The organism is Bartonella sp. AP11XZML (assembly GCF_042196445.1).
Lineage (GTDB): Bacteria > Pseudomonadota > Alphaproteobacteria > Rhizobiales > Rhizobiaceae > Bartonella.
This window is the reverse complement of the sequence record NZ_JBHIQF010000077.1, coordinates 231,009-245,200: the sequence shown is the minus strand read 5'-3', so window position 1 is coordinate 245,200 and position 14,192 is coordinate 231,009. Positions and strand designations below refer to the sequence as shown.

The following is a 14,192-nucleotide window of genomic DNA, read 5'->3' as shown; positions in this document are numbered from 1 at the left end:
CCAAATATCCGACTCTAAACATACTCTGAGACGCGCGAAATTCTTTAGAAAATGGTTTCTTAATTTTGCTCGTCTCATGGATGCGATAGACAATATCTTCGCCCATTTAAAATAGTGGTTCTCAAAGAATTCAAAAAATTATTAGAGAATGTTGGAGGAAAAAGATGAGTTTTGTAACGGTATGTTGGAAAATCCTATTCCCGAACTTTTGTTAACGCTCCCGAACCTTTAAAAAGATTACAAAGAATCAATACGTTATACATAGGAGAAAATTGTATGGCGGAGAGAGAGGGATTCGAACCCTCGATATGGTTTCCCATATACACGCGTTCCAGGCGTGCGCCTTCAACCACTCGGCCACCTCTCCAGAAGTTCGCACTATACCCAGAAAGAAATAACGTGCAAGTCTAAACTATACATTCAAAACCCAAAAAACAAATTCATTTATTAAAGTAAGAGCTTTTATCTGTTGAATAACAAGCACATCCCTTCTTTTTAAGAAAAAACTTTTTTCGTGGATAGATTTGTAGAATACAATAATGAGAATAAAAAGATTGTCACCAGTTATAAACTTTCATGCTCATTTACGCACTTTCTGCTTCACAAAAAAATACTTCTCTTAAAATTGGCATACAGTCCATAGTTTTACACAACCAAATAATTAAAATCACTTACTTATACGTCATAGGAAGGGATGGTATGTGGGGGAAGAACATTTTAAGAGAGGATAAGCGGCTCTTATGCATTTTCTTAAATAGCACGAATTTTTGCAACATTGAGAGCTGTAAAATAGTGTGATGGTATCAGTTTTCTCTTTCATAGGATTACATAATAAGCCCTATTCTAAATCCTCTATTCAATTTCACACTTCTATATTTAGTTGATACTAAAGAAAATAAAATTCAGAAAAAAACTTTGCATTTTTAATTTAATATGTATGAATATATTTTATTTTCTAAAATGAAAAAATAGTCTCATTTTGATCAAATACAAAATCATAAAAATGCAAACCTGTTTTCATTTTTACCATATATTTTTAAATTCAGCTTTACAGTTTTCAAAATATCTAAAGTAGTCTCCATTATTTAAAAAAAATTACGTATTACTTCATACTTTTGATTATCGCATTCTTTAAGTGGGATATGGTCTCATAACAAAACAGAATACTCTAAAAATATATTTTCTTTCTCATCCACACGTTTGTTAAAAAACATCTCTTAAAGCTTGTCACATCTACCTCATACGGTGTCTATGAGTGGTATAAAATCTATTGGATAGCATCATCTTTTCTTAAATAAAAAGGAAAAGCCAAGTACGATCACGCTATTTATCCCCTAATGTTGCAACATCCCCTGCTATTTAAGAGAATGCATAAAAGGCATTTATTCTTTCCTAAAGTGTTTTTATCCATACATTACTCCTCCTTGTAATGTATAAAAGAATAATTTTTATTAATTTAATATAGAGAAATTTAAAACGAAAAAACCTTACGATATTTAGAGTTCTCATTATGTAAAACGATAAATTACCATTATAAATTAATATGTTGTTAATAATCGTCTTAAAGGATAATGTTTTACAGCACTAAAGATCTGATTACTCTGCAAAATGAGCTCGTTCTTTTCCCTTAATGTTCTTTATCACCTTATATCCTTATCACCTTATATCCTTGCTTAGAGCACGTACAGCTCGTGCAGTTTCACATTGTAATGCTTTTTGTGCTAAAATTTTCATATCTTCAAAACTATGAGTCTGTAAACACGCCTTTACTGGAGAAATATCGCAAGATATCATAGAAAGCTCATGAATTCCCAATCCAGTCAAAATCATTGCACCAAAAGGATCTCCAGCCATACCACCACATACACTAACCCAACACTTATGTTGTGCAGCTCCCTGAATAGTCTGATAAATCATACGCAAAACTGCTGGATCAAGGCTATCAGCTTCAGACACAAGGTACGGACTTTGCCGATCAACAGCCATTGTATACTGTGTTAGGTCATTGGTTCCAATTGAAAAAAAATCAACATGGGCGCTTAATACATCTGCCATAATGGCCGCTGCTGGAACTTCGATCATAATACCAAGTTTTAATTTTGGTGCATCAACATCGTTGCGGATTTCCTCTGCAATCTTTTTTATAGCGACAATCTCTGAAACAGACATGACCATCGGAAACACAATCCATAGATCTCCACCCTCTTTTGCCGCTCGATATAAAGCACGTAATTGAGGCACCAAAAGATCACGTCGACGTAACAAAAGCCGCGTTCCTCGAACACCTAAAAAAGGATTGTCCTCTTTAGATAAATGTAAATGCGTAACCTGTTTATCTCCACCAATATCAAGTGCACGAATAATTAATGGCTTATCTCCTACAGCTGTAATCATCGCCCGATATATATTAAATTGTAGCTCTTCATCCGGAATATATGGATTCTCTAAAAACAAAAATTCCGTGCGCATGAGTCCAACACCTTCAGCCCCCAAATCAAGCGCAACAGGAACCTGATTTGCGTAGTTGACATTAGCCATAATACGAATTCTTTGACCATCTATCGTTTGCGCTGGTAATCTACACGCACTTATTTCACTGACACGTTTTTGCGCAACAGTATCAATATGCCTTTGAGCATCTTCAACGTCTTCAAGCGTAGGATTAAGGTAAATAAACCCGTTATCGCCATCAATAATAGCCTGAATATCAGACTGAATTGCTAAAATATCATCACCTGCAGCAACAACCATTGGAATACCAAGAGTACGCGCCAAAATAGCTGTATGAGATAATGGACCTCCCCATGCTGTTGCTAATCCTTTTACCCTTGTACAATCAAGTTGTGCTACATCAGAAGGAGAAAGGTCATTTGTAACCAGAATTACACCATGTGGAATATCATTTAAAAAGAACGATCTATAGGATGGATTGATTTCACCTAAAACACGTCGACCAACATCAACTAAATTAACAGCACGTGCTGCTAACAAAGGATTATCTACCTTAAAAAACATATCTGAAAATTGACGAACCGCTCTATCCCAAGACCAAGCGACACCATGACCTTCCGCTATAAAACGATAAGCTTGAGCTATTAAATTTTCATCTTCAAGCAAAACCATTTGCGCAGAAAAAATCGCAGCAGAATCTGCTCCCATACGCACTGTAATATCAGAAATCACAGATGCCATTTTATGTTTTGTTTTTGTAAGAGCATTTTCAAGACATGCTGCACCAGCTGCAAAATCAATTGGCTGATCTATTATGGAAATATCATTTTGCCTTAAAACAAAAATCTTACCAAATGCTAATCCTGAACTCGCTCCAACACCAGAAATGCCTTTTTGCATAGAGCGTGGATACCAACCATGAAAAGCCTTTGTTTGAGATTCCATTGCTCTTATCAGACATTTTTCACTAATACTCACTTTTTTTGCAATAGCAATGGCATCATTGAGAAGTTGTGCTCCTTCTGCAGCATCTGTAGAAAAAATCAGAACATCACCGTTTTTTACTCCTAATTGCAATAAACCAACCAAATTTTTCATTTCAACGGTATATTGACCATGGCGAACTCTGATGGAACTTTGAGCCTTTTTCGCAAAATCAACCCAAAGAGAAGCTGGTCGTGCATGAAGACCACTTGGATAATCTAAAGTCCATTCCTGACACACAGAAAGGTCACCAATAAAAGTTTTTTCTATCTTCATATTTTGGTCAAACAAAGTTGTAACAATTTGTTGTTTGTCCATAGTTGTTGCAAGTACTTCAAGCTGTTTTTTATCAAATAAAAGAGACGTCAATTTTTTACAAATTTCTCTATAGCGATCTGGACACGCTGCAATGGCAATAACCAAATATGCTTTCTTGCCATCCTGCCACTCAACACCAGCAGGAACCTGTATAACAGCAACAGCATCCTTGATAATTAAATCACGATTTTCAGCCATACCATGAGGAATGGCTATACCATTTCCAAGCCAAGTATTGGTTGTTTCTTCACGTTCAAGCATGCTTGCCAGATAACACTTATCAACTGCACCAACCTGCACAAGCAATTCAGCGGCAGCATAAATTGCATCATTTTTATGATCAAAAGCAGCTGCAAGTTGTACAGATCTTATAGACAAGATTTCACCATCAGCAAAATCTACATTCATTGCTTCTGCTTTCTCATATCTCATCATGAATTCAAATTGCCTCACATTTGAACACCAATATCTCTGATACATTCCTTTTCAAAGCTGCATTTCCCAAAATACAAGCTATAAATACCACCACAGCTCTCTTTATATTTTACAGAATATAGCTAAGTGAGGTGCTTAAATACCTCAATATAACCGATAAAACAATTAGATATTATTATCCACCTAAGTGCTTAAAACCATCATAAACAAGTCTGCCTCTTACTCTTTTACTTTACAAAGACAAAACCCCGTTTTTTACAGCACCAATCACCTGAAAAACTATGCTTTCAAAATGCTCTTATTATCCTAAGTTGATCCTAAGTTATCCAATATAACTTTTCATTATTTTTCCTACAAGAAAGCATCCTTCCCAATCATCCGTAACTTCAGCTAATATTTTGATTGATTCCTCAAAGTTTATTTAACCTATTATCCCTCTTTATAAATTCATTACATAATTACAAATTGCTCCATGCAACTTATCATCTTTAAAATTCCGTGCTGCCCATCTTATGATATCAAACCCTCGATATATAATATTTATATATTTTAAGCTACACCTTTACTTCAATCAACATCGCAAATACACAATACCCTCTGTCGCACATTTGCAAAGTACGAACATCCCCCCAAGCACTATCATCAATTACTAAAATAAAGAAAAACTCTACAAATAAGATAAATAAAGTAAAAAATGAAACGCAATGATTGCCTTAACTCTAGCTCTTATGCTTGTTTATTTTCAACAATACACAATAATAGTGAAATCAGAAAAAATATTCTTGAAGGGCGCTGATTGCACGTTGGTTATTTTTATATCTTTAAACACCGTCCTCCTTAAAAATATAATTTCACTCTCGATTTACCGAAAATTCCTTAATGCACGTCACTTTCAAAGTCGTTTTGACTACCTTCTTATGGATTTTTTATCCCTATGTCTTTTTAAATGAATAGCCCCACCTATCCACACTACCACCTAAAAACAGTATGACAACTCATCAATACCACAATGCCGATAAAAAGATCCATCTTTATCAAAATGATTACATCAATAATGCTCTCATTAAATTTCTCATAATTTTCTGAAAACAAACTGCTTCTCTTATAAGAAATTACTCGACGCTTCTTCATACATAAAAAGAAAGTCTCTCCTCACTATTATTATACAGAAACTTATCAACAAACTCTATCATAATATCAATATGTTCAGTACTAAATACTAACATAACAGCGCAGAAACTTTTTCCCTCATTGAGAAAAGCCATTTCCCCAATTCTACCTTTTTATCTTCTACATTTATTATAGTACCAACGCAAAAAGGGAAAGATGAGATTCATCTTTCCCTTTGAATACTTACAAAACCACAACTACAATTCAATGAAATCCCGTTGATAGCTAGAGAGTGTTACAGATTACTCTGCTGCCTCCACCATAGGAATGACTGAAACATAGGAACGATTACCCGCTTTGCGTTGAAAAGAAACCTTTCCATTTGATAATGCAAAAAGCGTATGGTCTTTTCCAATGCCGACATTGTTTCCAGGATGCCAACGTGTACCACGCTGGCGAATAATAATATTTCCGGCAATAACGGTTTCACCACCAAATTTTTTAACGCCTAGACGTTTCGATTCTGAATCACGACCATTACGCGAGGAACCACCAGCTTTTTTATGTGCCATAGACGCTCTCCTTTAATCTTTCTTACTCTTTGATGCTACAGATGCTTTCTTCTGCGACGCAGTCTTTTTTTCAACCGTTTTTTTAGCCGTCTTCTCAACAGAAGCAGCAGCTTTTGTTTCTTTTGGTGTAGTTTCTTCTTCTTTTATAGGTTTCGCAGCAACTTTTTTAGGTTTTGAACCACCCATTAAAATTTCTAAAACACGAAGCCTCGTAAATTCTTGACGATGGCCACGCGTGCGTTTAGAATTTTGACGACGGCGCTTCTTAAATGCGATAACCTTGCGCCCACGTGCCTGTTCTAAAATCTCAGCTGTCACCAATGCATCAGCAACGACAGGGGTACCAATAACCGCATTACCTTCTTGCCCAACCATTAATATATCATTGAATTCAACCACATCACCCGCATTTCCACTAACTTTTTCAACTTTTACCACTTGATTAGCAACAATGCGGTATTGCTTACCACCAGTTTTAATGACTGCGAACATTTTTTATCCTTCCGTTCACTCCAGCTCTTATTTAATTTCTGCCTTGAAATAAGGGAAAATAGGCTGCTTTTTATCAGTCGTAATAGATCCCAAAGAAGGATAAAACCTTCTTCAACACAAATATGCGCAGATTTCCCCACGCTTATATTTTGTATATATGAAGGAATTTCTATTCTCTGTCAATAAAGTCCCATAAAAAAGAAAAAAAGGTTGTACCAAAAACAATTGAAGGTTATCTACCCCTTATACACTCAAATAGTGCCGATTTTTGTTTCACTTTATTATGGAGAGATGGCTGAGTGGTTGAAAGCACCGCACTCGAAATGCGGCATAGGGGCAACTCTATCGGGGGTTCAAATCCCTCTCTCTCCGCCACAGTTTATAAAGCGATATTATTAAAACTGTCTTTAATCGTTGTAGCTTGCCAGCGGTTTTTGTATATTTTGCCACTAGGTTTTGTACCAATTTATTTTTTTCGAAGTGTAGCTTGCCAGCAGGTTTTGTATATTTTGACACTAGGTTTTGTACCAATTTATTTTTTTTCAAAGAGTTTTTAAGGGGTTCTCAAAGGGTCTTCAAAGACCTCTCAAAGGTCTTTATCGTTTTTGCGAATAAATTCTCATTTTTACAATTTTTGCACTTTTTTGATTTTCTGTTACATAAATCTAATCCAGATAATAAGAGAAGGCATAGTAAAATTAAAGAATTATCTCATATTTCTCTCTCATTCTACTTTTGCTTAGTTAGTACAAAACCTACTGTAAAATTATATTATTTTGCACGTCTTGCTTGAATATGTGCTAGCAACCCTAATGTTGAACTATCACGATTATCCGCTTTACTTTCTCCACGAAGAATTGGTAGTAACTCGTTTGCTAATTCTTTACCAAGTTCAACACCCCATTGATCAAATGAATTAATATTCATTAAAATCCCTTCAACAAAAGTGCGATGTTCATAAAGCGCAATAAGACGACCGAGTGCAAAAGGTGTTAATGAATCTTGAACCAGCGTAATGCTGGGACGGTTTCCTTTAAAACTTCTATGACGTGCTAAATGGTCTGCTTCACCCTCATCAACTCCATTTTTTATCAAGATATGCCGAGCATCTTCAAGACTACGCCCCTTCATCAAGGCTTTTGATTGTGCTAAACCGTTTGCTAGCAACATCTCATACATAGAATGTAATTTTTTCTCATGCCCTTTTATAAATAAAATAAATTCTACAGGAATAATATCTGTTCCTTGATGCAGAAGCTGAAAAAAAGCATGTTGACTATTTGTTCCTGAATCCCCCCAAACAATTGGACCACTTGAAAAACTTAATGGTTTTCCATCCAGCGAGACTTGCTTACCATTTGATTCCATATCAAGCTGTTGTAAATAAGCTGGAAAATGTATTAAACGCTGTGCATAAGGAATGATCGAACGTGATGAATAACCACAAATAACACGATGCCAGAATCCTAAAAGAGCAAAACGAATAGGAATATTTTTATGCAAAGGCATAGTTTTAAAATGTTGATCCATTTGCAAAGCACCATTGAGAAATTGGCGAAAATTTCCACCACCTATTGCAAACATAACAACAAGTCCAATGGCTGACCAAATTGAATAACGTCCTCCAACCCAATTCCAAAATTTAAAAACTCTTGTGGAATCTATGCCAAATTCTGCCACTTTATCAAGCGCACTTGAAACAGCAACAAAATGCGTACAAACGGCTTCTTCTCCTAAATGTGAACAAATCCACTGACGTGCAACTTGAGCATTGACCATTGTTTCAGCCGTTGTAAAAGTTTTAGAAGCAATGACAAACAGCGTTGTTGCTGGATTCAAAATAGAAAGAGTATCAGAAATATGGGCACTGTCAGCATTCGAAACAAAATGACACTGTGGACCATCATGATAAGGTTTTAAAGCATATGTGACCATTGCAGGACCAAGATCAGAACCACCAATACCAATATTGACAATATCACTTATTCTCTCGCCACTGCTTCCCTTATAGCTTCCATCACGCACCTTTTCAGAAAATCTTTCCATATCTTCAAGGACGTCTTGAATATCGCGAATAAGATTATGACCATCCAACATGAAAATTTCATCAGCAGGTAAACGTAATGCAATATGAAGAACTGAGCGTTTTTCAGTTGTATTAATCGCCTTACCAGAAAACATTGCATCACGCCGGCCTAACACATCTGCTGCGACCGCTAAATCATCTAGAAGTTGCAATGTTTTAAATGTCACACCACATTTTGAAAAATCGAAAAGAAGATCATCAAGTCTGAGGGAAAAATGGGAAAAACGCTGTTCATCTTCTACAAAATGCCGACGAATATCATAGACCCCATCCTTTGCGGCATGGTTTCTTAAAGCTTTTAATGTGGCTTCAAAAGCCATTTCATTTCGAATCGAAAAGCTATCTCCCATAAGCTTATCCTATACGGTTATTGATAATGAAATCTATGCCCAAACAATAACAAAGCAGAAAACACCTCCTTTATTGCTCGCTATTTTCACTGCTCACATAAAAATGAAGGAATATACAAAATAAAAGGATAAGATCCGAAAATGATATTTTTACAAGAATAAACTTTCAAATCTTTTCTATCATATACATCATTTAACTTGATTGAGTTCTTTTGTTAAACGTAAATCTTCTTCTGCTTTTGGTCTTATAAAACGCCCTAAAAAAAGATAAACAACCGGTGTGACATAAAGCGTAAAAATAGTTGCTAAACCTAAGCCACCAACGATAACCCAACCTAAGGCTATACGAGCTTCTGCGCCAGCACCTTTGGCCAAAACCAAAGGAATACCTCCTAAAATGGCACAAATCATTGTCATACAAACTGGACGAAGGCGAATGTTTGCTGCTTCTTCTACGGCTTCACGCACGCTTCTTCCCTGATCACGTAATTGATCTGCAAATTCAACAATAAGAATACCATTTTTTGCCATAACACCAATTAACAAAATTAATCCAATTTGGCTGTAAATATTAAGACTTACACCACTTAATAGCATAGCAATTACAGCACAACCAATCCCTAATGGGACAGTGGCCATAATAATGAATCCTGAAATAAAGCTTTCAAACTGAGCAGCCAAAATCAACAAAATAATCAAAAAAGCAATGCCAAAAACAATCATAAAATTGGAAGATGTTTCGTTAAGCGTTTCGGCTTCCCCTAAGGGAACCAAGTAAGTTCCTTTCGATAACAAAGGAGAAGCAATTTTCTGTACAGTTTGGTAAGCTTCCCCTAAAGCGATATCTGGAGCAAGATTTGCGCTTAAAATAACAGCACTCATGCGTTTTTCCCGTTTTAATTGAGGAGCAATAGCTTTTTCATGTAAACGCGCAATAACCGATAAAGGAACATATCGATTGTCTTTGGTTTTTAAAAAAATATTTTCTAAATCGCTAGGACTCTTCATAGAATTTGTACGCGATATCAATTTAACATCGTAAGAATGATCATCCACGTTAATGGAACCAATCTTTTTACCATCCAACATTGTTTGTAATGTATCGCCCAAATTGGTGATATCAATCCCTAAATCGGAGGCTTTTTTTCGATTGATTTCAATAAAAAATTGCGGTTGTGTTGCATCAACAGTAAGGCGTGGGCGAATAAAACGCGGATCATCTTGTAAAGCACTTACCAGCTTATCAGCAATGGGTTGTAATATTGCATAATCATTGCCAAGAATTGCAAATTGCAACCCTTGCCCAGTTCCGCTCACACCTAGAGAATTTCCCTGCGCAGCAAACACAAAAACTGCGGGAAACTGTTTAACCTTTGCATTAATATCTTTCACGATTTCTTGCTGACTCCGTAAACGTTTATCCCAAGATGAAAGCAATAAAATCAAAAAAGCAGTATTGGGTGAACCGCCAGCACCCGCAATAGAGTAACTGTTAGCAATCTCCCCTGCATCACGTAATGGCTGTAGACTTGCTTCAATTTGCTCTATTTGCTCGTTCAAATATTGTGTTGAAATACCTTGTGGTCCATTAATAACCAAAAAGATCACAGCTCTGTCTTCTGCTGGCGTTAATTCCTGTTGTAGCTTCGTATAGCCTCCAACACAAAGACCCGCAAAAATAAGTGAAGCAAAAACAACAGCCCAAGGCTTTTCTAAACACTTATGCAAACTGTAAGTATATGCCTTATGAAAAAAAGTACCTAATTTATATAAAAAAGCAAAATGATGGGACTTTTCCTCTTTTTCCTCAATATGTTCTTTGAGAAAACGCGAAGCCAACATTGGACAAAGCGTTAAGGCAACAACTGAAGAAAGCAAAATAGAAATTGCCAAAACAAAACCAAATTCTCTAAAAAGACCTCCAACTTGCCCAGGAAGAAAGGAAATAGGAACAAACACAGCCACTAAAGTCAATGTTGTTGCTAAAACAGCAAAAAATACTTCACGTGTTCCTATCACTGCTGCTGCTCTGGAACCTAATCCCATGTTGCGCCACCGAACAATATTTTCAAGAACAACAATGGCATCATCCACAACAAGCCCTGTTGCTAAAACAAGTCCTAAAAATGTGAGAATATTCAATGAAAACCCTACAAGATAAATAGCCGCAATGGTACCAATCAAAGCGACAGGAAGAGATAAAGCAGGTATCAGCGTTACACGAATGTCTCTGAGAAAAAGAAAAATGACCAAGATAACGCTCAAAATAGCAATAACCAACGCAACTTCAACCTCATGAAGAGCGCTTTTAATAAAAATTGCATCGTCATTAATAACGTCTATATTTACAGAAGAAGGAACAATACTTTTGAGATTATCAACAACGGCTCTCACACCTTCAGAAATATTAAGAGTGTTGGATTGTGCTTTACGCACGATACCTAATCCAATACCTGTCTTTCCATTGATACGAAGAATAACTGTTTCTATATCCGGCGATAAAGTAACATGCGCAACATCACCAAGATGCACATGAGGCTTTAAAACAACTTGTTCAAAAGATTCTGGTGTTGTTAAACGTGCAGTAGCACGTACAACTAAAGTTTGCTTAGAATTGCGTAATGACCCTACTGGCACATCTGTTGTCATATCAGCAAGAACACGTGAAATATCTGCTACAGTTAATCCATAACTTGCAAGTTTTGCTTGATCTATATCAATCTGAAAAATCTTTGTGCGAGCACTATCGACCTGTACATCACCAACACCATCAACAGCAGAAATAGCATCAACAATCTGATCGTTTACAATCGTGGTTAAATCATCAACACTCATTGTTGGTGACGTCACAACCAAATACATCATGGCAGCAGCATTCGAATCTGCTTTAATAATCAAAGGCGAATCCGCATCTTTCGGTAAAGAATAGGTAACACGGGAGAGAGCATCACGAATATCAGATGCTGCAACATTCAAATCAACACCGACATTAAAGTTAATCTTCACACGGGAGCGTCCAAAAGAAGACGTTGAAGAAATCGTCTTAACACCTGAAACACGAGAAACAGCATCTTCTATAACTTTTGTAACTTCACGATCAATTGTTTCTGCCGATGCACCAGAAAACATCGTCACAATCGTTGTTACAGGAGTATCAACATCGGGTAATTCTCTTACATCAACATTTAACCATGCTGCAAATCCTGCAATGATGATCATAGCATTCAAAACAAGAGTAAAAACCGGTCTGCGAATAAATAAGGTAATGAGACCACCTTGCTCCACCTTTGACGTAGGCTGTTTTGTGCTCAATTCTTGGCTCATTGTATATCCGTTCCATAACCTACTGATAATTGCTGTTGATGAGACTTTGGATCATCAATAGTTACTTTACTTCCTGGATAAAGCATTTGCACCCCTTGAATGACAACTTGATCACCATTTTCTAGGGGAGCTTTCACGAAAACATGATCGGCTTTATGCTGAATAATTGTTACGGGAATAGACTCTACTTTTCCTTCTCTCACACGCCAAACGAATGACCCTTTACTATTCCATTGAACTGCAAGAGGATTAACGACAGGAAAAGAACCACCATGAAACTGCAAGGAAACAGAAAAGGACATACCAGACATGAGCGTATCTTTTTCATTATTGATTTCAACCTGAACATGAAGTGTGCGACTTTCTGGATCAACGATATTATCAATCGCATAAATATGACCAACAAAAGATCTATCTGGCTGCGCGATTAACGTTGCCGTTACCTCATCTCCTTTATGGATGCGCGACACATATCGTTCAGGGGCCCATACATCGACCAAAATACGTTCTCTATTCTCAATACGGCCTATTACAGTATTAAGGGTCACGTTATTCCCCGCATCAACAGGCAAAATACCAACAACTCCAGGAATCGGTGCTCGAATTGTTCGCCGATCGAGATCTAATTCAGCATTACGCAAAACTAAATTTGCGTTATCCAACTCTAAGCGTGCCATAATTTCTTGAACTTCCGTTGCTGTATTGCTGGCGCGTAATTTAAGAATACGCGAAAGCGTCAACGCATTGTTATCACGTTGCACTTTTGCTTTTGCAGCCGCTATTTCTTCTTTTTTAGAATCAAGCTTTGCAATCACATCATCAGCTTGTACTTTTGTACCCGCTGATACAAAAAGCTTATCAATAACACCTGAGGATAAAGGGGTAAGTTCGACTTCTGCAAGAGCTTTTCCACTCCCAAGAACGTTAAGTTGTTCATAAAGATCTTGAACTTTTACAAGATCAACGACAACATTTACCGGTGGCCTTCCCATTTTTTCATTTGAAGCTTTATCCGATATTCTTGTTTTATCCACCATAGAAATGGGTTGGTCTGCACTCTTTTTTCCAGCCCAATAAGTAACCGTTAAAACAACGATTAAAAACACTAATGGAAAGCTCTTTTTTAATAACGCCATACATCCGCCCTTGCTGTGTCATGTTCATCTGAAATAGTTTTCAGTAATATCGGCGTTTTACACAAAAACCCAACAGCGGGTGTATATATCTTACCCCCACCGCAAAAAACACATCTCATCTCTGCTTGACTATCTTTCATAGATTAAAACGTCAAGTTAACTATCGTTCATATTGCTTTGTATGGTCATGACAAAAAAATGTTCATATCAAAATCAACTGAAGCCATAATATATTATATCCTTTTTTAAAATATCTCATAAAAAAGAGAAATTTTTTTTATTACTATCCAAGTTTCACTTGCATTTCTTTAATGAAACGATTAGGAACCCTTTGTCTTAGACAATGTAAAAAATTGAAATGTATGCACCCGTAGCTCAGCTGGATAGAGCACCAGACTACGAATCTGGGGGTCAGGAGTTCGAATCTCTTCGGGTGCGCCATCTATCAATATCTTCTTATAAAGTCAGACTTTTTAAATTCTTTATTTTGTGATTTATTTTTACCTATCTTTGTATTTTGTTATTTCATTCTGTTGTGAGTCGTTTCTTTAGCCATTTGCTAGAATAAGATGTTATGAGTCCTTCAATTCAGCTCTAAGGTGCTTTTATTAGCTTATAATCGTAGCGATTGCATGAGTAGCGTATGTTGTTGTTTTCTTTTTTCAATCTATGCGCTTGTTTTTGGTCTCTTCCGGATTATACTCTCTACTCAGTTAGGTAATTTTTTACGTTCTTATTTCTAATTGTTCCATAACTGGATGTTTCTGGATATTTTATTCCTAGCAGTCCCATCTTAAGAGGGACTTCAGATGTGTCGCCATAAATTCCGGTTTACCACCATGTGAAACTTTTTCAGTGTGTTGTTAGAAAGAATAAATAAACTACTTCTCAAACGTACTACTATGAAACACTTATGGTATCCATTAATGTCATC

The 14,192-nt window shown here is 36.5% G+C and carries 6 protein-coding genes and 3 tRNA genes; 2 read left to right on the top strand and 7 right to left on the bottom strand.

The window, feature by feature from the left end:
- Positions 1-277: 277 nt before the first annotated feature.
- From ACFIMG_RS08260 to rplU, 4 genes are all read right to left on the bottom strand, one after another.
- Positions 278-367, bottom strand: a tRNA-Ser gene (locus tag ACFIMG_RS08260).
- A gap of 1,289 nt (positions 368-1,656) precedes the next feature.
- Positions 1,657-4,188: a phosphoenolpyruvate--protein phosphotransferase gene (gene ptsP, locus ACFIMG_RS08255; RefSeq protein ID WP_375678792.1), complete on the bottom strand. Its 2,532-nt coding sequence runs from the start codon at positions 4,186-4,188 to the stop codon at positions 1,657-1,659.
- A gap of 1,412 nt (positions 4,189-5,600) precedes the next feature.
- Entirely contained in the window at positions 5,601-5,870 is a 270-nt protein-coding gene (gene rpmA / locus ACFIMG_RS08250; protein ID WP_273723965.1) for a 50S ribosomal protein L27, read from the bottom strand.
- A gap of 12 nt (positions 5,871-5,882) precedes the next feature.
- Positions 5,883-6,362 (bottom strand): 50S ribosomal protein L21, encoded by a 480-nt coding sequence (gene rplU / locus ACFIMG_RS08245; protein ID WP_375611445.1) that lies wholly within the window; start codon positions 6,360-6,362, stop codon positions 5,883-5,885.
- Positions 6,363-6,647: 285 nt separating this feature from the next.
- Here rplU and ACFIMG_RS08240 point away from each other — a divergent pair.
- Positions 6,648-6,737, top strand: a tRNA-Ser gene (locus tag ACFIMG_RS08240).
- A gap of 396 nt (positions 6,738-7,133) precedes the next feature.
- Here ACFIMG_RS08240 and pgi read toward each other — a convergent pair.
- The 3 genes from pgi to ACFIMG_RS08225 all read right to left on the bottom strand — a co-directional run bounded on the left by pgi (position 7,134) and on the right by ACFIMG_RS08225 (position 13,258).
- On the bottom strand, positions 7,134-8,798 hold the full coding sequence (gene pgi, locus ACFIMG_RS08235; protein WP_375612841.1) for a glucose-6-phosphate isomerase: 1,665 nt from the start codon (positions 8,796-8,798) through the stop codon (positions 7,134-7,136).
- Positions 8,799-8,987: 189 nt separating this feature from the next.
- Positions 8,988-12,122: an efflux RND transporter permease subunit gene (locus tag ACFIMG_RS08230; RefSeq protein ID WP_375678793.1), complete on the bottom strand. Its 3,135-nt coding sequence runs from the start codon at positions 12,120-12,122 to the stop codon at positions 8,988-8,990.
- A complete protein-coding gene (locus ACFIMG_RS08225; protein WP_375678794.1) occupies positions 12,119-13,258 on the bottom strand; it encodes an efflux RND transporter periplasmic adaptor subunit in 1,140 nt (379 codons plus the stop codon). Before ACFIMG_RS08225 ends, ACFIMG_RS08230 begins: the two co-directional genes overlap by 4 nt.
- Positions 13,259-13,622: 364 nt before the next feature.
- Between ACFIMG_RS08225 and ACFIMG_RS08220 the strand changes: the two genes are divergently transcribed.
- Positions 13,623-13,699: transfer RNA gene (locus ACFIMG_RS08220), tRNA-Arg, on the top strand.
- Positions 13,700-14,192: the final 493 nt, after the last annotated feature.